The following is a 22463-nucleotide window of genomic DNA, read 5'->3' on the forward strand; positions in this document are numbered from 1 at the left end:
GACGAGATTCCCCGGCAATTGTTGCCGGTCCGGCAATTATGCCCCGGTCACTCGGCCGGGGCATATCTTTTTAAGTCATTGATTTTATGAAGATACCTGCTTTGGCATAGCCCTTGCGAATGTCTCCCCGATTGCGGCCATAAGTCGATCCGCCGCCGCGACCGGATTTGGAGACAAAGTTATGGGTATCTTCGATGCAATGAATACCTCGGTGGGTGGTCTGCAGGCGCAGTCCTTCGCGCTTCAGAACATTTCCGGCAACATCGCCAACTCATCGACCACCGGGTACAAGGGCATCGGCACCAGCTTCGTCGATCTCATTCCCGACGCCTCAGTCCCGAGCAAGCAGGTCGCGGGCGGCGTGACGGCAAATGCGAAGGCCACCATCACCACGCAGGGCACGATCTCGTCCTCCAGCGTCGCCACCAACATGGCGATCACCGGTGATGGCTTCTTCTCGATCCAGAAAGCCACCAGCATCGTCGACAACTTGCCGCAGTTCAGCGGCGTCACCTATTACACGCGGCGCGGTGACTTCCAGCTCAACGCCAACGGCAACCTCGTCAACGGCGCCGGCTACTATCTGATGGGTGTCACGGTCGACCCGAAGACCGGAAACCCGACCGGCAACGTGGCGTCCGTCCTGAAATTCCAGAACAACTTCATCCCGGCGCAGGCGACAACCTCGATCCAGTACGCCGCGAACCTTCCTTCTCAGCCGAACACGGCAGCGAGTTCGACTGCGGCGAGCAAGACGCTGCTGGCGGCGGGCGGCTTGAATCCGTCCGATTTCGCCGCCAATCCGTTGCCGGTGGGTACCCCGCCTCCGCCTTATGTGAACGCAACGATCTCTGGCGCCGCCGCGACCGGCAATCTGCGTTCACCCTACACGTCGACGACGGTGACTGGTTCGGTGGCGCTGCTGAACAGCGCTTCGGCGGCGGCGAGCAGCAGCACGTCCCTCGACCCCAGTGCATCTCCGCATCTCGCCGCCTCGCTGGCTGGCCAGACGCTGTCGATCAACAATGGCAGTGGCGTTTATACGATCACCTTCGACAACACCATTTCGGGCATCACCACGACTGCCACCAGCACCACGATCGGTCTCAAAAGCCCCACCACGAATACGGTGAACGATATCCTGAATGCGATTGCAACGGCCGGCGGGGCCGGCAACGGCGTCAGTGCGGTCGTCAACACGAGCGGCAACATCCAGATTACCGGCGGCGTCAACGTCGATCTTACGATCAGCGGTACCGCGGCCACTACGCTTGGCCTCAGCAACGTGACGCGCGGGGGCAACGTGCTGTCCACGCCTCCGATCACCGGCAACACGCTGCTCAGTGGCGCCGCGACGCCCGGCGGCCCGGAAGTTCTTTCATCGGGTTTCACGGCGGGCCCTCCGACCGCCGATACCATCACGGTGAATGGTCAGACACTGACTTTCGTTTCCACGGCCCCGCCCATCGCCAACCCGAACCAGATCAGCACCAGTGACACCATCTCGACCTTGCTTCAGAAGATCGACTTTCTCAGCGGCGCTTCGGGCTCATCGATCAGCAACGGCGTGATCACGCTGAATACCGGTACCGCCAGCCCCGCCCTGCAGGTATCCAGCAACAACACCGCTGCCTTGGCCGCGCTCGGCTTCACGTCGGCCATCAACAAGCCCCGCGGCGGTGGCGGCACCGCCGGCACCGGCACCGTGATCGGCAACGACGTCGCCACGTTTACCAAGGAATCGATCAGCGGCGGCGCGGTCACCGCCTACAACGCCGCGGGCACGCCGGTGAACCTGCAGCTCCGATGGGCCAAGACCGACAGTGCCTCGCTGGGTACCGGTCATACCGATAGTTGGAACCTGTTCTACCAGACCGATCCGAGCGCGACCGGCACGGCGGTCGGCTGGGTCAACACCGGACAGACGTTCACCTTCGCCGCCGACGGCTCGCTGACCTCGCCGAGCGGCTCGGGCGTCACCATCAACAATGTCAGCGTCAGCGGCCAGCAGCTCGGCTCCGTCGCCTTCAACATCTCTTCGGGCGGGTTGACGCAATATGCCAGCACCAGCGGCGCGGTGACCATCAACACCATCACCCAGAACGGCTATGCCGCCGGCCAGCTCCGTTCGGTTGCGGTCAACAACAGTGGCCTCGTGGTCGGCACCTTCTCCAACGGCCAGAACCTCGACCTCGCCCAGGTGACGTTGTCGCACTTCAACGGCACCAACTATCTCAAAGCAATGGACGGTGGCGCTTATTCAGCGACCGACCAGTCGGGGCCGGCGATCGACGGCGCCTCGGGCAGCATCAGCGGCTCGTCCCTGGAAGGTTCGAACACCGACATCGCCGACGAATTCACCAAGCTGATCGTGACCCAGCAGGCCTATTCGGCCAACACCAAGGTGATCACGACGGCGAATTCGATGGTGCAGGACCTCCTCAACGTGTTGCGCTGATCGGCGCGTAACGTAACCAAAGGCGGCAAGTAAGATGGGTTTGAGTTCAGCCCTTGCCAGTGCGATGAGCGGCCTGCGTGCCAACCAGGCCGCGCTGTCGATCGTCTCCTCGAACGTCGCAAACTCGCAGACGCCGGGTTACGTCGCCCAGACCGCGAACCAGATCGAGGTCACCACCGGCGATTTCGGCTCGACGGCGAAGACGACAGGCGTCAGCCGCGACATCGACAGCTATGTGCAAAACCAGCTGCGCACCGAGACCGGCGGCAGCGGCTATGCCGACCAGATGGCCAACATCCTGAAGCAGCTTCAGAGTGTCTATGGCACGCCCGGCAACAGCGGCACGCTTGAAAATGCGCTGAACACCTTCACCTCTTCGCTGCAGGCGCTCTCGACCAGCGCAGGCTCGTCCTCGGCGCAGCGGGTCGCGCTCGGTGCCGCCCAGGCGCTGGCGACCCAGCTCAACGTCACCACCAAGGGCATCCAGTCGCTGCGCTCCAACGTTGAGCAGGATCTCAGCACCTCCTCGCAAGCCGCCAATGCGGCGCTGAACCAGATCGCCGACATCAACACCAAGCTCCAGGGCCTGTCGCCGACCGATCCGTCCGCGGCAACCCTGATGGACCAGCGCGACCAGGCCATCAACAGCCTGTCGAAATATGTTGACGTCCGCGTCACCACCGACGGATCGAACCAGGCCAACATCTATACGACCACGGGTGTCCAGCTGGTCGGTGCGGGACTGGCCTCGCAATTCTCCTTCGCGTCTTCCGGCGCGCTGTCGGCGACCTCGCTCTACAACATCGATCCGGCCAAGTCCGGCGTCGGAGCGCTCACCCTCAAGCTGCCGAACGGCTCGTCCATCGACGTCGTCGGCAACAACGTCGTCTCCTCGGGCCAGATCGCGGCCGACCTGAAGCTGCGCGACGAGACCCTGGTGCAGGCGCAGAACCAGGTCGACCAGCTCGCCGCGACAATGTCGAGCGCGCTGTCGGACAAGACCACGGCGGGCACACCGGTCTCCGGTCCGCCTGCCGGCTTCGACATCGATCTTTCCGGCGCGCAGCCGGGCAATAGCGTCAACATCACCTATACCGATTCCACCAATACCCAGCGCCAGATCACGCTGGTGAACGTGACTGATCCGACCGCGCTGCCGCTGCCGAATGCCAGCAACGCCAATCCGATGCAGATCGGGGTCGATTTCTCCAACGGCGTGGGCGCGATCGCGTCCGCGATCAACACCGCGCTGTCAGGCTCGCACCTGACTTTTTCCGCGGCGCCCTCGCCGGCGACCGCGACGACGCTGCGCGTCACCGACGACAACAGCGGCCTCGCCAAGGTCAATTCGGCGTCGAGCAGCAAGACGGTGTCCTCGCTGACCTCGGGCGGTCCGCAGCTTCCGCTGTTCACTGATGGCGGGCAGGCGCTCTATACCGGCGCGATCACGGGCTCGGGCTCGCAGATGACGGGCCTTGCCGGGCGTATCGCCGTGAACACGCAGCTCACCGCCGACCCGACCAGGCTGTCGATCTACAACACCTCGCCGGTCACGCCCACCGGCGACACCACGCGCTCGGATTATCTCTACTCACAGCTGACCAGTGCGGTCTTCTCCTATTCGCCGCAGACCGGCCTCGGCTCGGCGAGTCAGCCGTTCACCGGCAGCGTCTCGAATTACCTGCAGCAATTCCTGAGCGTGCAGGCCAACGCCTCGACCCAGGCGACCCAGCTGCAGCAGGGCCAGAGCGTCGTGGTCTCGACGCTGCAGGCCAAGTTCAATTCGACCTCCGGCGTCAACCTGGACTCGGAGATGTCGAACCTGATCCAGCTCCAGAATGCCTATGCAGCCAACGCCCATGTCATGTCGGTGGTGCAGAGCATGATGAACACGTTGATCCAGGCTCAAGGGTAATCAGTAGGGCTCTGAAACATGTCGATCAGCAGCATCAATTACGGCTCGTCGGTTCTCGGCGCACAAATCCGTAACATCAACCAGCAGCTCACCGACCTGTCGACACAGCTCTCGACCGGGAAGCTGTCGCAGAACTATTCCGGCATGGGCACCAACGAAGGCTTTGCGATCGCCTCGCGCGCGCAGCTTTCGAACATCGCCGCCTATACCGACACGATCACCAACGTCAACGTCAACATCAACCTCGCCAACACGGCGCTGCAGTCGCTGACGACGATCCGCAACACCGTGCAGACGGGCTCGGCCAGCACTGCGCAGAACCTCAACGTCAACGGTCAGACGGTGGCACAGACCACGGCGGCCGCGCAGTTCGGGTCCATGGTCGGCGTCCTCAACACGCAGTCGGGCAACCGCTATCTCTTCTCCGGGACCGCCTACAACACGCAATCGGTCGCCAATGCCGGCGATATCATCGACGGCACCACGACGCAGGCGGGCCTGAAGCAAGTCATGGCCGAGCGCCAGGCCGCCGATCTCGGTCCCAACGGCATGGGCCGGCTGGTGCAGTCGACCTTGCTGTCCGGGGCGATCCAGGTGCAGGAGGATTCGCAGACCTCGCCGTTCGGGCTGAAGATCGCGGCGGTGTCCTCGACGCTGACGGGTGCGACCGTGACCGGCCCGAGCGGATCGCCGGTCGCGTTCTCGGTCAATCTCAACGGCGTCAATCCGAACAATGGCGACAAGCTCAGCGTGCAATTCACGCTGCCTGACGGTTCGACCGAGCAGATCGACCTGACCGCGTCCACTGCGACGCCAACGCCGGTCGGCAGCTTTGCGATCGACCCGGGCAATCCCAATGTCATTCCACCGGTTCCCTCCAACCCTGCCAATACGTCGGCCAACCTCAACACCGCGCTGAACACCGCGATCAAGAAGCTCGCTGGCACTTCGCTGGTGGCGGCATCCGCCGTTGCGGCGGGCGACAATTTCTTCAATACGGCGGGATCAGCCACCGCGAACGGGGCGGCCAACGGCAATCTGGTCTCCTATACCTCGATGACCGGGACGGGTTCGGTCGCGTTGCAGGACAGTGCATCGGCGGTTGCGTCTGCGACCACGTCGCTGGATCCGTCGGCGACGCCCCATCTCAACGGAGCCGTTCTCGCCGCGCTCGCCAACGCTCCGACCGGTACCACCCTGACCATCACCGGCGCGAACGGCGCCCACACCATCACCTTCGACCCCAACGTCACCACCGTCACGCCGGCCAGCGGCAATACCACGATCGGATTGGCTTCGGGCAGCACTGCGAAGGTGTCCGATATCTTGAATGCGATCGCGACGGCGGCCGGTATCCCATCCGCCAACGTAACCCTGAGCCCCAGCGGCAATATCCAGATCGCGACCGGCGCCGGCACGGACGTGGCGATCGCCGGCGGCCCGGCGGCGACTGCGCTCGGTCTCAGCAGCGTGACGCGCGGCACCGCGTCGTCGAACCCTCCGATCACCGGGGCAACTGTGCTCAGCGGCACTGCGACCACGGGTGGCCCGGAAGTCCTCCAAACGGCGTTCCAGGCTGGGTCGGCGGGTCCGCCTGCCGTGAACCCCGATACCATCACGGTGAACGGTCAGACGCTGACTTTTGTCGCCTCGGGCGCCAGCGGACCAAACCAGATCAACATTACCGACAACGTCACAACTCTGCTCAGCAAGATCGATCAGCTCACCGGCACCTCGAAGCCGTCGACCATCCATGGCGGCGTCATCACGATCAACACGGACGATCCCGGCAGCCTCAACATCACGAGTTCGAACAGCACGGCGTTCCAGGCGCTCGGCTTCACGAGCACCCCGGTCACGGCGGCAAAGGCTCCGCTGCGCGTCGGCTCGTCGCCCTTCGGCTCGGCGACGACGCTGGTGAACGGCTCGGCCACGACCGTGAAATGGTACACCGGCAATGACGGGCCGGGCTCGGCGCGCTCGACCGCGGTGGCGCGGGTCGACGATTCCGTCACGGTGCAATACGGCGCGCAGGCCGACGAGAACGCCATCCGCAAGCAGTTGCAGGCCATCGCCGTGTTCGGCACGTTCTCGACGTCGCCGACCGGGCAATATGCGGGCGGGCAGGTCTCCGCGCTCAGCCTGCGCACCACGCAGGCGCTGACGCCGCAGCCCGGGCAGCAGAAGATCGAGGACATCCAGACCGACATCGCGATGGCCCAGAACACGATGAAGGATTCGACCACGCGCCAGACCCAGGCCAAGGCGCAGCTGCAAACCATCGTCGACCAGGCCGAATCGGCCTCGCCCGACCAGGTCGCCGCCGAGATTCTGTCGCTGCAGAACGCGCTCCAGGCGTCCTACCAGACGACCGCCAAGCTCGCGGAGCTTTCGCTGGTCAAGTTCCTGTAACGGCGCATTAAGGCGGCGTTAACCATGCCTGTTTACCTCTTGGTGAGGATTTGAGCGGGGCCCGGTCGATGTCGGACAACATGCAGCTGGTGGTGGCGACGCCGTGTTTCGGCGGCCAGGTCTCGAGCATCTACGCGAGCTCGATCTTCGCTCTCCAGCGCGCCGTGCACGGCATGTCCAATCTCGCCCTCAAGGTGCTCTTGCGCGACGGCGATGCGCTGATCACCCGCGCTCGCGCCAATCTGGTCGCGATGTTCCTGGACGATCCCGACGCGACACATTTCCTGTTCATCGACGCCGATATCGGTTTCAAGCCCGAGCAGGTGTTCCGCCTGATCGAATGCGGTGCCGACGTCGTCGCCGGCTGCTATCCGATCAAGCGGGTCAACTGGGACAAGGCCGCACGGGCGATCCAGGCCGGCCGCACCGATGTGACCGCGGCGTCGCTCGACTACGTGCTCGAGATCGAGGACCCCGATCGCATCGTGGTGGTCAACGGCTTTACCCGCGTGCGCTATGCGGGCACCGGCTTCCTGATGATCCGGCGCCAGGCGCTGGAGGCGATGTGCCGCCATCCGGACTATGCCAATCTGCAGTTCTTCCGCGAGCATTCGCATGACTCGCTGGTCACGAGTCCGAACAGGTTCGCCCTGTTCGAATGCATGATCGATCCGGCGACCGGCACCTATCTTTCGGAGGACTTCGCCTTTTGCAGGCGCTGGACCGATATCGGCGGTGAGATCTGGGCCGATATCCAGAGTCCGCTCGACCATGTCGGTCCGTCGGTCTTCCACGGCGACATCGCCTCGCAATTCGCACCCGCGCCTGTAGTTGCGGCCGTGGACGCGGCGTGAGCCTGCCGGGATGAGCGTCGGCGCATCCCGCCTGTCAGACATCGAGCGCGCACCCGACGGGGGCTCGCGCTATCGCCTGCGCGATCTCTTCACGCCGCTGGATACGCTGCTTGTCTCCGGCGGAGACGGGCGGCTGGCGCTTGACCCGAAGGAGCGCGTCAACGGCTATGGCTGCGCGCCGTCGCCTGAGTCCGAGATCTGGAATTTCGCCTCGTCGACCGCATCGACCATCTCGCGGCCTGGCTATGACCGTGCCGCAATGGCACGCGAGGAGCTGGTGCACAAATCGCTGTTCGACGAGGTGGAGATCGCCTTCGACCGGCGCTGCGAGGATATGCGTGAGGAATTGCGCGGGCACTTCCAGCTTCCGCCGCGCGTCGACATCGTGTTGTCGCCATCGGGCACGGACTCCCAGCTCCATGCCTTGTTCCTGGCCCACGCGGTGCTCGGCGCTCCGCCGGTGACGATCGTGGTCGGCGCCGACCAGACCGGCAGCGGCACCATTCATACGGCGCGCGGCCACCATTTCAGCGCGATGATGGCGAGCGGCGTTGCCGTACGCAAGGACGGCGCGATCGCGGGGCTTGCGGGCGACAGCATCGCGGTGCCGCTGCTCGACGCCGCTGGCTTTGCGATGCGAGGTGACGCGGATGCCGCGGTCGTGCGCACTATCGAGGACAGCCTCGCGCAAGGCCGGCGCGTTCTGTTGCACATCATGGATTCGTCAAAGCTCGGCTGGCGCGCGCCGAGTGCCGCCTGTCTCGATGAGATCGCGCGGCGCTGGCCGCGCAAGGTTCAGGTCGTCGTCGATGCCTGCCAGGCGCGGCTCGGCCGCCGCCGGCTCCGATCCTATCTCGATCGCGGCTATATGGTGCTGATCACCGGTTCGAAATTCTTCGGCGGGCCTGCCTTCAGCGGCGCGCTGCTGGTGCCGAAAGGGATTTCGCGCGCGCTCGACCGGATCGAAGGGATCGCGCCGGGCTTCTTCGATTATGCCGGCCGCTGCGATTGGCCGATGGCATGGACGGCGTTGCGCTCGCGTTTCGAACGTCGGCCGAATTTCGGTCAATGGCTACGCTGGGAAGCCGCGCTGGCCGACATCGGCAACTACTATGCCGTGCCCGGCGCGTTCCGCGGCAAGGCAATGGCCGAGCTTGCGGCAGGCGTCGACAGCATGATCGCCTTGTCGCCGTCGCTGCGGGCCGTGCCGGCGGCTCTCGGCGCCGCTGATGCCGATGATGAAGAATTTACGCAGCCTTCGATCTTTCCGTTCACGCTAATGCGTAACAGTAAGCCGGTGTCCGTCGCCGACACCAGTGCCGTGCATCGCGCGCTTGCGCGCGACATGAGCGATGGTATCGTCGGCAGTGCTGCGGACCGGCAGGTTGCCGCGCAGCGCTGTCTCATTGGCCAGCCGGTGCGGCTGGAGCAAGCGGACGCCGCGCCGCAAGCCGCGTTGCGGCTGTGCGTCGGCGCGCGGCTCGTTACCGAAGCCTGGTCGGTCGACAGCGCGCAGGCGCAAGCTAATGTGCAGGACATCCTCGATCGCATCGCGCATGTCCTGGTGAAGATCGAACTGCTGCTTGACCGTACCGCCGCCGTGCCGGCGTAGTCCGTATTCGAGGTGTGAGATGTTGCATCCGCTTGCCGCGCCCAATTATGCCGACCGTATCGGCTTTGCGCATTTGACCCGCCAGGCCTTCGAGGGCGTCGATCTGCATCCGTTGCGTGATCAGCTCCTGTCGCGTATCGCGGAAGGCACGGCGCAGGCCGGCGAGGGGCTGGATCTGTCGCTGATTGCCCAGTTGATGGGCGAGAAGGAAGCCGGCCTCGTGATCCAATCCGAGGTACTGTCGTTCCATCAGCTGTTTCGCACGCCTGCCGCCGTGCCGAAGCCGGGACTGCGCGTCCTTGCGCTTGCCGCCGACATCGACATGGGCGGCAACACGCCGATCGAGTTCTTGCTCGAAGGCTCGGACATCGAGCTCCTGACGCTCTATGTGACCAAGGACAAAGGCCTGCCGGAAACGTTGCCCGAGCACGACGTCGCCATCGTTGTCGCATCCGATTCCGAGGAATGTCGCGAAGCGCTGGCGCTGATCGAAAAGGCCGCACCGAACTGGCCGCGGCCGCTGCTCAATCGCCCGGAGTTGATCGGCAATCTCGACCGCGACAAGCTGTTCCGGCTGCTGGCCGATATTCCCGGTCTCGACATCCCCGTGACGGCTCACGCAACGCGCGCCCAGTTGACCGATCTCGCGGAAGGCCGGATCGCTTGCGGAGATATTACGGGTGAACTGCACTTTCCGATGATCGCGCGGCCGCGTGGCACGCATGCCGGCGTCGGGCTGGCCAAGCTCGACGATGCGGCCGCCCTCGCGGCGTATCTCGCCGAGCGGCAGGAGCAGGACTTCTTCGTCGCGCGTTTCGTCAACTATGCGGGCCCGGACGGACTCTTTCGCAAGATCCGGCTCACCATGGTCGACGGCAAGCCTTATGCCTGCCATATGGCGATCGCCGACCGCTGGGACATCTGGTATCTCAACGCCTATATGGCGTTCAGCGAAGAGAAGCGCGCCGAAGAAGCCGTCTTCATGCAAGACTTCGATCATGCCTTCGCGGCGCGCCACAGACAGGCGCTCGACGAAATGAGCCGGCGCGTCGGGCTCGATTATTTCATCGTCGATTGCGCCGAGAACCAGAACGGCGAGCTGCTGGTGTTCGAGGCCGACAACACCGCCGTCGTGCACAACATGGATTCGCCTGTCGTGTTTCCATACAAGCCGCCGCAGATGCGCAAGATCTTTGCCGCCTTCACCGCGATGCTGACGCGGCATGCCGAAGGCGCTGCAAAGGCGGCCGTGGAGAGTGCGGCATGAACGAGATCATCCGCAATCCGCAAGCGGGCGTCTCGAATGGATCGCTCGATCCGCAGGACTGGAACGAATTTCGTGCGCTCGCTCATCGCATGCTGGACGACGCCATCGACGGCATCGCCAACGTCCGCGCGCGCCCGGTCTGGCGGCCGATCCCCGACGAGGTTCGGGCGGCGATCAGAACCGACGTGCCGCATGAGGCGACCGATCTCGCCGAGGTCTATCGTGAATTTTCCGAGCATGTCGCGCCTTACGCGACAGGCAACATTCATCCGTGCTTCATGGGCTGGGTGCACGGCGGCGGCACGGCGGTCGGCATGGTCGCGGAGATGCTCGCGGCCGGCCTCAACGCCAATCTCGGCGGACGCGATCACATGCCGATCGAGGTCGAGCGCCAGATCGTCGAGTGGATGCGCGGCCTGTTCGGCTTTCCGAAAGGAGCGAGCGGCATCTTCGTCACCGGTACGTCGATGGCCAACCTGATGGCGGTGCTGGTGGCGCGTACGAGCGCGCTCGGCGCGCTGGCGCGGCAACATGGTCTCGGCACCGACGGCGCGCTGCTGACGGCCTACGCATCGAGGGCCGCGCATGGCTGCATCTCCCGCGCGATGGATATCGCCGGGTTCGGCACCGATGCGCTGCGCAAGATCGATGTCGATGCCGACCATCGCATCGACGTCGCCGCGCTGCGCGCGCAGATTGCCGTCGATCGGGAGTCCGGGTTCAGGCCGTTCCTTGTCACGGCCTCTGCCGGCACCGTCGATATCGGTGCGATCGACGATCTCAGGGCCGTCGGGGAGCTGTGCCGCGAGGAGGGGATCTGGTTTCACGTCGACGGCGCCTTCGGGGCGCTCGCGATCTTCTCGCCCGAGCTTGCGCCGCTGCTCGACGGCATCGCCCTTGCGGACTCGATCGCCCTTGATTTCCACAAATGGGGCCAGGTGCCCTATGACGCCGGCTTCCTGCTGGTGCGTGACGGTGAACGTCACAGGGAAGCCTTTGCACAGCCGGCTGCGTATCTGAGCCGCGAGGCGAGGGGGCTTGCGGCCGGCACCGTGTGGCCGTGCGATCTCGGTCCGGATCTGTCGCGCGGCTTCCGCGCGCTGAAGACGTGGTTCACGCTCAAGACGTTCGGCATCGACCGGCTGGGTGCGGTGATCGCGCGAAGCTGCGCGCTCGCAAGATACCTCGAGACGCGCGTGCTGGCCGAGCCGAGGTTGGAGCTACTCGCGCCTGTCAATCTGAACATCGTCTGCTTCCGTTACCGCGCCGGCGATGCGGTCAATCGCGAGATCGTCGCCGATATCCAGGAGTCCGGCATTGCCGCGCCGTCGGGCACGACGCTGGACGGCAGGTTCGCGATACGTGCCGCGATCGTCAATCATCGCACCGCCGAGACTGACATCGACGCACTGGTGTCGGCGGTGCTGGAGTTCGGCGTGAAGCGCACCGGGGGCTTGGTCGAAGTGGAGGCGCCGCCGCTCGCGACGCAGTAGTCGTCCGTGAGGAGCGGCTAAGCGATTGAGGTAGAATCGCATTTATCGTTGTGGGCTGTTTTGGGATTGCAGGGATTTGATGCTTCGGGCCTCGGAACCTTGCGATTTCATTTTCAGGATTCCGTCGAATCGCCAGTCATGATTCCGTCGTCGCATCGGAGGTGGCGATGCGACCGAAGAAGCAAAGGACGACGGGATCTGGCGATCTGTTCCGGGCCAGACTGGACCAGATCATCAACATGAAGCACGAGCTGGTTCAGCTCGCCGGCAAGGTCGATTGGGACTGGGTCGACGGCGAGATCGCGCCGCTCTACAGCGAGAACGGCCGGCCGGGGATCGCGACCCGCTTCATGATCGGGCTGCTGCTGCTCAAGCACATTTACGGCCTGTCCGATGAGGGGGTGTGCGAGCGCTGGGTCCACGACCCGTATTTCCAGTACTTCACCGGCGAAGAGTTCTTTCAGCACGCCTTCCCGCACGAGCGCTCGGACCTGAGCCACTGGCGCAAGCGGCTCGGCGACAAGCTGGAGCTGCTCTTGGCCGAGAGCCTGCGGGTGGCGCACGAGGCCGGCGCGTTGCGCAGTCAGGACCTCAAGCGGGTCACGGTCGATACCACCGTGCAGCCGAAGGCCATCACCTTCCCGACCGATGCCAAGCTCTTGCACGCCGCGATCAAGGGGCTCAACCGTCTGGCGAGGAAGCACGGGGTCAGGCTGCGGCAGTCCTATCTTCGCATTGCCAAGACCGCGGCCATGATGGCGGGGCGCTACGCCCATGCCAAGCAATTCAAGCGGCATCAGCGGCAGTTGCGCATCCTGCGCAGCCGGCTGGGCCGGATCATCCGCGATATCCGCCGCAAGATCGAAGGTCAGACCGTGCTCGAGAACGCCTTCGTCCTCCCGCTCAGCCGGGCCTCCCAGATCCGCTCGCAGCAGCAGCGCCAGCGCGGCTGGAAGCTTTATTCCTTCCACGCTCCGGAGGTCGAGTGCATCGGCAAGGGCAAAGCAGCCGCCCCTTACGAGTTCGGGGTCAAAGCCTCCATCGTCACCAACAACCGCCGGGCTCCCGGCGGCCTGTTCGTGCTGCACGCCAGGGCGCTACCGGATAACCCGTACGACGGTCACACCTTGCGGGATGTCATCGACCGCACCGAGACACTCACCGGCTGTGCGATCGAGCGGGCCTATGTCGACAAGGGATACCGCGGCCATGACGCGCAGAACCCGCGCCGTGTCTTCATCTCCGGCCAGAAGCGCGGCGTCTTCGGGGTCATCAAGCGCGAGCTGCGCCGCCGCTCCGCCATCGAACCCATCATCGGACACCTGAAGGCCGATGGTCACCTCGGCCGCTGCTACCTCAAAGGCCGCGCCGGCGATGCGGCCAACGTCATCCTCTCCGCCGTCGGCCATAACTTCCGGCGCATCCTCGCATGGCTGAGAGCTCTCTGGTGCCTCTTCCTGGCCACCCTCATCGCCGCCAGCAGCGACGGCTCACCGCTCAAATCGGCTTCTTAACGGACGACGCAGTAGCCACGACCAGCTGAAACGACAACGGCCCCGGAGAGGATCCGGGGCCGTTGTCGTCTGCGCTGGTCTTGAGATCAGGCGGCCGTGCTGACGTCGGTCTTGTCCGCCTCGGTTTTGGGATGCGTGGCCTCGAACTGCTCGCGCAGCTTGTCCTCGTAGGCGATCAGTTTGCGGGCATCCTTCAGCGCCCGGTAGAGGTCGCCGCTCATGATGTTGTTGTTGATGCCTTCGATAATGGACCAGGCGCTCGGCACGGCGGTGACGATGTCGCGCACCAGGTTGAAATAGGTGCCGTGCTGGCTCTGCGGGTCCGGCGAAATATACATGAGCTGCACGGCCAGATAGACCAGCTTGGCGGGCGTGTCGGCGGTCTCCGGCGTGAGGATGTCGCGCTCGCGCAGGATCGGAACGTTCTCGCCGTCGATCAGAAGGCGGGCGCGCTGGTCCGTGTTGGTGATGACGCAGTTCCCGACGATGATGCGTTCGTGCGGTTTGAGCTCGACCTTGAGAGCCATGCCTGTTCTCCATAAACGCTTTTGTAACGAGCGGCCCGCGCGTCCCAATCCAACGGCTGCCGATCCTGATTTGGGTCCAATCCTTGCTGAATGTGGTTAACGGGTCGTAAACATTTGCCAGATCGCTAAAAAATGAAGCGGCGCCAATATGTTGCCCACTTGCGAAGATTCCGTCCGGAACCTCGCAGCGAGTCGTTTCGGTCCGACGCGGAGAAACTGGGGGTTTCATTTCACGGATTGTTAGAGGCTCGGAGGCACCGTCCGCCGGTCGTTTGATCAATATCGGTCAAACAGGACGCGTAGCTACCAGAAAGGTAACAGTATGTCCGGTATCGTTCTCTCCGCATCGGTTCGCCAGAACCTGCTCTCCCTCCAGTCCACCGCCGACCTCCTCGCCACCACCCAGTCCCGTCTGTCGACCGGCAAGAAGGTGAACTCGGCGCTGGATAATCCCACCAACTTCTTCACCGCCCAGTCGCTCGACAACCGCGCCAGCGACATCAACAACCTGCTCGATGGCATTGCCAACGGCGTGCAGGTGCTGCAGGCCGCCAACACCGGCATCACCTCGCTGTCGAAGCTGCTCGACTCCGCGAAGTCGATCGCCAACCAGGCGCTGCAGACCACGGTCGGCTACTCCACCAAGTCGAACGTCTCGACCACGATCGCCGGTGCAACCTCGTCCGACCTGCGCGGCACCACCACCTACTCAAGCGCGACCGCGCTGACCAACGTGCTGTTCGATGGCACGGCCGGTGGCGCTCACGCCGCAACCTCGACCACCACGCTCGGCGGCACGATCGGTACCGTGACTGGCTCGGTTGTTCAGGACAACAACGGCGGCGGTGCGGCCAACATCACCGCGACGACGCTGCTGTATGGTGACGGCCTCGCGGGCGCGACCTCCGGTCTGACCACGGGCGCCGCGACCCAGTTCACCGACGGATCGAGCTTCACCGTCAACGGCCACACCATCACCTTCAAGGCGGGTGCTGTTCCGGCTGCGGCGTCGGCTCCGAGCGGCTATGGCGTCAGCGGCAACCTCGCGACCGACGGCAATGGCAATTCGATCGTCTATCTCGGTGCGAGCGCCACGAATTCGACAGCCACGGTTGGCGATGTTCTGAAGGCGGTCGACCTTGCCAGCGGCGTCCAGAATGCGGTCGTATCCGCGGGTGCGGCGACGATCACCACCAACACCAGCCAGACGACGTCCGTGAGCGCGCTCGCCGGCGGCAAGATCACGCTGGAAACCTCGACGGGTGCCGATCTCAGTGTGGTTGGCAAGGCCGACCTGCTGAAGGCTCTCGGTCTGACCTCGGCGACCGGCTCCGGCAATGCCACAGTGACGGCGAGCCGCACCACGAGCTCGGGCAGCCTCGGCACCCTGATCACGGATGGTTCGACGCTGACCGTCAACGGCAAGACCATCACGTTCAAGAACGCAGGTACGCCTGCGGCGGCCAACGTTGCCACCGGATCCGGCGTCAGCGGCAACGTCGTCACCGACGGCAGCGGCAACTCGACCGTTTACCTGGAAAAGGGCACGGTTGCCGATATCTTGAATGCGATCGACCTCGCCACCGGCGTGCAGACCGCATCCAACTCCAGCGGTACGGCAACCCTGAGCACGGCGACCGGCCAGACCAACTCGTCGATCGTTGCGGGCGCGCTGCACATCTCGACCGGTGCGAACTCGGATCTGACGATCACCGGCACGGGCAATGCGCTCTCGACCCTCGGCCTCACCGGCTCGACGGGTACGGGCACCTCGTTCACCGCGAGCCGCGCTGCGGCAGCTGGCGGCGTCTCCGGCAAGACCTTGACCTTCACCTCCTTCAATGGCGGCACGGCGGTCAACGTCACGTTCGGCGACGGCACCGGCGGTACGGTCAAGACGCTCGATCAGCTCAACACGGCGCTTCAGGCCAACAACCTGACGGCCACGATCGACGCCAACGGCCTGCTCACCGTCTCGGCGACCAACGACTATGCGTCGTCGACGATCGGCTCGGCGGCTGCCGGCGGCACGATCGGCGGCACCATCACGTCGGCGCTGACCTTCACCAACGCGACGGCGCCCGTTGCTGACGCTGTTGCCCAGGCGACCCGTTCCAACCTGGTCAATCAGTACAATAACATCCTGACGCAGATCGACACGACCTCGCTGGACGCCTCGTTCAACGGTGTCAACCTGCTCAACGGCGACCAGCTCAAGCTGGTGTTCGACGAGACCGGCAAGTCGAACCTGAACATCACCGGCGTGACCTTCAACTCGAAGGGTCTCGGTCTCGCCGCGCTGACGCAGGGCACCGACTTCATCGACAACTCGGCCACCAACAAGGTGCTGACCAAGCTGAACACGGCCTCGAGCACGCTGCGCTCGGAAGCCTCGACGCTCGGTTCGAACCTCTCGGTGGTGCAGGTGCGTCAGGACTTCAACAAGAACCTGATCAACGTGCTGCAGACCGGTTCGTCCAACCTGACGCTGGCCGATACCAACGAGGAAGCGGCCAACAGCCAGGCGCTGTCGACCCGCCAGTCGATCGCGGTCTCGGCGCTCTCGCTGGCCAACCAGTCGCAGCAGAGCGTGCTCCAGCTGCTCCGCTAATAGCTGACGACATCGCAATCAAGTCATGGCGGCGGGGCCTCGGCCCCGCCGCTTTTTTGTGGGTCGTTGAGAGGCGACGGCCTGGTGAGACGGCCTTGGCGAAAGGTAACTCTCGGTTATGGTTAACGGGGAGCAAACGCCAGGAAAAGCCGAGAAAGTTCAGGGGGATCGTCATCGCGCGGGACCGGCTTCCGCAGCGTTATGGTGAACCGGCGCTTACGGTTCACGCGCAGATTTCACCCTTTGTTAGCCATGTCCACGCAGGCTGCGCGCGTCACTCGATCCGAAGCGATCGAACGAAGACGCGTAAACCAGAAGGGTAAGAGTCATGTCCGGTATCGTTCTCTCTGCGTCGGTTCGTCAGAACCTGCTCTCTCTCCAGTCCACCGCCGATCTCCTCGCCACCACCCAGTCCCGTCTGTCGACCGGCAAGAAGGTGAACACGGCGCTGGATAACCCCACCAACTTCTTCACCGCCCAGTCGCTCGACAACCGCGCCAGCGACATCAACAATTTGCTCGATGGCATCGCCAACGGCGTGCAGGTGCTGCAGGCCGCCAATACCGGCATCACTTCGCTGTCGAAGCTGCTCGACTCCGCGAAGTCGATCGCCAACCAGGCGCTGCAGACCACGGTCGGCTACTCCACCAAGTCGAACGTCTCGACCACGATCGCCGGCGCGACGGCCTCCGACCTGCGCGGCACCACGACCTATACCAGCGCAACCGCGCTGACCAACGTGCTGTTCGACGGTACGGCCGGCGGTACCCACGCCGCAACCTCGACCACCACGCTCGGCGGCACGATCGGTACCGTGACCGGCTCGGTTGTTCAGGACAACAACAGCGGCGGTGCGGCCAACATCACGGCGGCGACGCTGCTGTATGGTGACGGCCTCGCGGGCGCGACCTCCGGTCTGACCACGGGCGCCGCGACCCAGTTCACCGACGGATCGAGCTTCACCGTCAACGGCCACACCATCACCTTCAAGGCGGGTGCTGTTCCGGCTGCGGCGTCGGCTCCGAGCGGCTATGGTGTCAGCGGCAACCTCGCGACCGACGGCAATGGCAATTCGATCGTCTATCTCGGTGCGAGCGCCACGAATTCGACAGCCACGGTTGGCGATGTTCTGAAGGCGGTCGACCTTGCCAGCGGCGTCCAGAATGCGGTCGTATCCGCGGGTGCGGCGACGATCACCACCAACACCAGCCAGACGACGTCCGTGAGCGCGCTCGCCGGCGGCAAGATCACGCTGGAAACCTCGACGGGTGCCGATCTCAGTGTGGTTGGCAAGGCCGACCTGCTGAAGGCTCTCGGTCTGACCTCGGCGACCGGCTCCGGCAATGCCACAGTGACGGCGAGCCGCACCACGAGCTCGGGCAGCCTCGGCACCCTGATCACGGATGGTTCGACGCTGAACGTCAACGGCAAGACCATCACGTTCAAGAACGCAGGTACGCCTGCGGCGGCCAACGTTGCCACCGGATCCGGCGTCAGCGGCAACGTCGTCACCGACGGCAACGGCAACTCGACCGTTTACCTGGAAAAGGGCACGGTTGCCGATATCTTGAATGCGGTCGACCTCGCCACCGGCGTGCAGACCGCATCCAACTCCAGCGGTACGGCGACCCTGAGCACGGCGACCGGCCAGACCAACTCGTCGATCGTTGCCGGCTCGCTGCACATCTCGACCGGCGCGAATTCGGATCTGTCGATCACCGGCTCGGGCAATGCGCTGTCCGCGCTCGGCCTGACCGGCTCCACCGGCACAGGTACCTCGTTCACCGCGAGCCGCGCCGCAGCTCCCGGCAGCATCTCCGGCAAGACCCTGACCTTCACCTCCTTCAATGGCGGCACGGCGGTCAACGTCACGTTCGGCGACGGCACCGGCGGCACGGTCAAGACGCTCGATCAGCTCAACGCGCATCTTCAAGCCAACAATCTGGCCGCCACGATCGACGCCAACGGCCTGCTCACCGTCTCGGTGATCAACGACTATGCGTCGTCGACCATCGGCTCGGCTACGGCCGGCGGCACCATCGGCGGCACGATCACGTCCGCCTTGACCTGGACCAACGCGACGGCCCCGACCGTCGATGCGGTCGCTCAGGCCACGCGCTCCAATCTTGTTGCCCAGTACAACAACATCATGTCGCAGATCGACACGACCTCGGTCGACTCGTCCTTCAACGGCGTGAACCTGCTCAACGGCGACCAGCTCAAGCTGGTGTTCGACGAGACCGGCAAGTCGAGCCTCAACATCACCGGCGTGACCTTCAACTCGAAGGGTCTGGGTCTCGCCGGCCTGATGCAGGGCACCGACTTCATCGACAACGCAGCGACCAACAGGGTGCTCACCAGCTTGAATGCGGCCTCGAGCACGCTGCGGTCGGAAGCTTCCACGCTGGGTTCGAACCTCTCGGTCGTGCAGGTTCGTCAGGACTTCAACAAGAACCTGATCAACGTGCTGCAGACCGGCTCGTCCAACCTGACGCTGGCCGATACCAACGAAGAAGCGGCCAACAGCCAGGCGCTGTCGACCCGTCAGTCGATCGCGGTCTCCGCGCTGTCGCTGGCCAATACGTCGCAGCAGAGCGTGCTTCAGCTGCTCCGCTAAGTAGCTGAATCAATAAGATAAAAGAGAGCGGCGGGGCTTCGGCCCCGCCGCTTTTTTGTTGCGGGGTTCGGGCCACTTGCTGCGTAACCCCGCATTAACCCTATCCCTTAAGTCGCCGTTAACCATACTTTAAAGGAGACCCCCTAAGACTCCACCAAAGCCCGCTTTCCAGATCGGCGAGCCCGATTCGTATCCGGTTCAAGAGGAAGACCGCCAATGTCCAACATCGTTCTCTCGGCGTCCGTTCGTCAGAACCTGTTGTCGCTGCAATCCACGGCCGACCTGCTGGCTACGACGCAGCAGCGCCTTGCGACCGGCAAAAAGGTCAACACGGCGCTGGATAATCCAACCAACTTCTTCACGGCGCAGGGGCTCGACAACCGCGCCAGCGATATCAGCAACCTGCTCGATGGCATCAATAACGGCGTGCAGGTGCTGCAAGCCGCCAATACCGGCATCACCTCGCTGTCGAAACTGATCGACAGTGCGAAGTCGATCGCCAACCAGGCGCTGCAGACCACGGTCGGCTATTCCACCAAATCGAACATCTCGACCACCATTCCCGGTGCGACGCCAGCGGACCTGCGCGGCACCACCTCTTATGCGAACGCCGTCGCCAACAGCAACGTGGTTTACTCAGGCGCGGCCGGCGGCGCGACGGCTGCAATCGGCACCAACACCCTCGGTGCAACGGCCGGCACTGTGGCTTCGTCGGCCGTCGTCAATGACAACAGTGCGACGCCCATCACCAACACGACTCTGCTCTATGGTGCTGCCGGCGCCCTGACCACCCAGGCCGCGTCGTCGTTCAAGGACGGCGACACGTTCACCGTCAACGGGCACACCGTCACGATCCGAGTTGCGGCGCTTCCGACGGCCGCCCAGCTGTCCGCCGGCCAGAGCATCGTCGGCAACGATGTCACCGATGGCAGCGGCAATACGACCGTCTATCTCGGCACGGGTGCGAACTCCACCGCAACCGTTCAGGATCTCACGACCGCCTTCGATCTTGCGAGCGGCGCCCGGTATGTCGCCTCGATCAACGCCTCGACCCTAGTCGCCACGCTCGGCGGCACGGCCAGCAACACGGCTGCTGGTATCACGACCCTGACGAGTTCTACCGGTGCCGACCTGACACTCACCGGCAAGGCCGACAGCCTCGCGGCGCTCAAGCTCACCGGGGCGACGGGCGGCGGCCCGACCACGATCACCGCGACGCGTCAGACGACTGGCAGCAGCCTCAGCACCCTGATCACCGACGGCTCGACCCTGAATGTCGACGGCCACATCATCACGTTCAAGAACGGCAATGCCGCCGCGCTCGGCGCAGTGCCGACCGGCTCGGGCGTCTTCAACACCAACCTGATCACCGACGGATCGGGCAACTCCACGATCTACCTTCAAGGCGGCACCCTTCAGGACGTGCTGACCGCGATCGACCTCGCGACCGGCACCAAGACGGCCTCGATTTCTGGTGGCGTCGCCGCCATTGCCACGCCCGGGGTTGCCTCTACGATCGCGTCGAACGGCACCCTGAAGCTGAGCACCGGCACCAACGCGGATCTGTCGATCACCGGTACCGGCAACGCGCTTTCCGCTCTTGGCCTCACCGGCGCGACAGGGACGGCCACTGCGTTCACGGCCTCCCGGACCTCCGGCGTCGGAGGCATCAGCGGCAAGACGCTGACCTTCACCTCCTTCAACGGCGGCAAGCCGGTGAACGTCACCTTCGGCGACGGCACCAACGGCACGGTCAAGACGCTCGACCAGCTCAACGCGCAGCTCCAGGCCAACCATTTGACGGCGACGGTCGACGCCAATGGCCTGCTCACGATCTCCACGGTCAACGAGTACGCCTCCTCGACGCTCGGCTCTACGATCGCCGGCGGCGCGGTTGGCGGCACGATCACGAGTGTGGCCTCCTTCACGACGGCGCAGCCGCCGATCCAGGATCCGGTCGCGCAGACAGCGCGCTCCAATCTGGTCGGCCAGTTCAACAACATCCTGGCGCAGATCGACACCACCTCTCAGGACTCCTCGTTCAACGGCGTCAACCTGCTCAATGGCGATACGCTGAAGCTGATCTTCAACGAGACCGGCTCTTCTACGCTCAACATCAACGGCGTCGTCTTCAATTCGGCCGGCCTCGGTCTCAGCAATCTGGTCCCCGGCGTCGACTTCATCGACAACGGCGCGACCAACAAGGTGCTCACCCAGCTGAATTCGGCCTCGAGCACGCTGCGTTCCGAAGCATCCGCGCTCGGCTCCAATCTCTCGATCGTGCAAGTGCGGCAGGACTTCTCGAAGAACCTGATCAACGTGCTGCAGACCGGCTCGTCCAACCTGACGCTGGCCGACACTAACGAGGAAGCGGCCAACAGCCAGGCGCTGTCGACCCGGCAGTCGATCGCGGTCTCCGCGCTGTCGCTGGCCAATCAGTCGCAGCAGAGCGTGCTGCAGCTGCTCCGCTAATTCAAAGCGCGAGAATCGAATCTTCAGGAAGAACGGCGGGGCTAATGCTCCGCCGTTCTTTTGAGGAAGTTCGCTAAGAGGGGATTAGCCGAGATTGGTGCGCATGATGCAGTGCAAGTTTACAGCTCGTGTCTTGCGCATCTATGCTCGCGCTGATGAAGCACTCTGCGGCCCGTAATTATGCGGAGTGCTTCCAAGCGCACACGTAAGCAAATCTTAAGCGGTGATGCATAGGGTTGGGAAAGAAATCCTTAAGTCCGTTCAACGGACTAGGAAGCTTCCAAGGTGTGATTGATGTCGAACTCTGCTGCCTCGGCCTACGCGCGTGTTGCAACCACCACCGCATCTCCTCGCGACGTCGAGGCGCAGACTCTGCTGAAGGCCGCGAACAAGCTGCAGGATGCCGTCAACAATGGCGACCCATTCAGCGAGCAGACCACCCAGGCACTGATGTTCAATCGCAAGCTCTGGACGATCTTCCTCAGCGAAGCAATGCGCGACAACAACCCACAGCCGGTCGATGTCCGGCAGAAGATCGCCAACATCAGCGTGTTCGTGCTGAGCCAGACCGCGGCGCTGCAGATGAGCCCGCAGTTCGATCACTTCCGCCCGCTGATCGAGATCAACCGCAACATTGCTGCCGGATTGTCCGGCCGGCCGTAACGGATCGCGCTGCCGGCTCGAGCTATCTCGAGACCGCCAAATCACGCT

General features: G+C 64.1%; 13 protein-coding genes. 12 read left to right on the top strand and 1 reads right to left on the bottom strand.

The window, feature by feature from the left end; translation table 11 throughout:
- Window positions 1–181: 181 nt before the first annotated feature.
- The 8 genes from X265_RS14355 (at window position 182) to X265_RS14390 (ending at window position 13525) form a co-directional block, all read left to right on the top strand.
- Window positions 182–2458 carry a flagellar hook-basal body complex protein gene (locus tag X265_RS14355; protein ID WP_128965401.1) on the top strand — a complete coding sequence of 759 codons (2277 nt, stop codon included), beginning with the start codon at window positions 182–184 and terminating at the stop codon, window positions 2456–2458.
- 34 nt (window positions 2459–2492) lie between these two features.
- Window positions 2493–4373: a flagellar hook-associated protein FlgK gene (gene flgK, locus X265_RS14360; protein WP_128965402.1), complete on the top strand. Its 1881-nt coding sequence runs from the start codon at window positions 2493–2495 to the stop codon at window positions 4371–4373.
- Window positions 4374–4391: 18 nt separating this feature from the next.
- Entirely contained in the window at window positions 4392–6785 is a 2394-nt protein-coding gene (locus X265_RS14365) for a beta strand repeat-containing protein (protein WP_128965403.1), read from the top strand.
- A 68-nt stretch (window positions 6786–6853) separates the two neighbouring features.
- Window positions 6854–7639 carry a hypothetical protein gene (locus tag X265_RS14370; protein WP_128965404.1) on the top strand — a complete coding sequence of 262 codons (786 nt, stop codon included), beginning with the start codon at window positions 6854–6856 and terminating at the stop codon, window positions 7637–7639.
- 10 nt (window positions 7640–7649) lie between these two features.
- The gene (locus tag X265_RS14375) at window positions 7650–9251 is read left to right on the top strand and encodes a hypothetical protein (protein WP_128965405.1); all 1602 of its coding nucleotides are present in this window, start codon (window positions 7650–7652) and stop codon (window positions 9249–9251) included.
- A 19-nt stretch (window positions 9252–9270) separates the two neighbouring features.
- The gene (locus X265_RS14380) at window positions 9271–10518 is read left to right on the top strand and encodes an ATP-grasp domain-containing protein (protein ID WP_128965406.1); all 1248 of its coding nucleotides are present in this window, start codon (window positions 9271–9273) and stop codon (window positions 10516–10518) included.
- Window positions 10515–12011, top strand: coding sequence for a pyridoxal phosphate-dependent decarboxylase family protein (locus tag X265_RS14385; protein ID WP_128965407.1), 1497 nt, complete (start codon window positions 10515–10517; stop codon window positions 12009–12011). The genes X265_RS14380 and X265_RS14385 overlap by 4 nt, the downstream gene beginning before the upstream one ends.
- 167 nt (window positions 12012–12178) lie before the next feature.
- Window positions 12179–13525 (top strand): IS5 family transposase, encoded by a 1347-nt coding sequence (locus X265_RS14390; RefSeq protein ID WP_128963208.1) that lies wholly within the window; start codon window positions 12179–12181, stop codon window positions 13523–13525.
- Window positions 13526–13611: 86 nt separating this feature from the next.
- On the opposite strand, the gene flbT is transcribed toward X265_RS14390, so the two are convergent.
- Entirely contained in the window at window positions 13612–14052 is a 441-nt protein-coding gene (gene flbT, locus X265_RS14395) for a flagellar biosynthesis repressor FlbT (protein WP_128965408.1), read from the bottom strand.
- Between the two features lie 322 nt (window positions 14053–14374).
- Here flbT and X265_RS14400 point away from each other — a divergent pair, with 322 nt between their 5' ends.
- The 4 genes from X265_RS14400 (at window position 14375) to flaF (ending at window position 22415) form a co-directional block, all read left to right on the top strand.
- Window positions 14375–16663, top strand: a complete 2289-nt coding sequence (locus tag X265_RS14400; protein WP_128965409.1) for a DUF1522 domain-containing protein — start codon at window positions 14375–14377, stop codon at window positions 16661–16663.
- Window positions 16664–16991: 328 nt separating this feature from the next.
- Window positions 16992–19280, top strand: coding sequence for a DUF1522 domain-containing protein (locus tag X265_RS14405; protein ID WP_128965410.1), 2289 nt, complete (start codon window positions 16992–16994; stop codon window positions 19278–19280).
- 216 nt (window positions 19281–19496) lie between these two features.
- Entirely contained in the window at window positions 19497–21752 is a 2256-nt protein-coding gene (locus X265_RS14410) for a DUF1522 domain-containing protein (protein ID WP_128965411.1), read from the top strand.
- A gap of 294 nt (window positions 21753–22046) precedes the next feature.
- A complete protein-coding gene (gene flaF, locus X265_RS14415; RefSeq protein WP_128965412.1) occupies window positions 22047–22415 on the top strand; it encodes a flagellar biosynthesis regulator FlaF in 369 nt (122 codons plus the stop codon).
- The last annotated feature ends 48 nt before the right edge of the window (window positions 22416–22463 follow it).

It is taken from the genome of Bradyrhizobium guangdongense (assembly GCF_004114975.1).
Lineage (GTDB): Bacteria > Pseudomonadota > Alphaproteobacteria > Rhizobiales > Xanthobacteraceae > Bradyrhizobium > Bradyrhizobium guangdongense.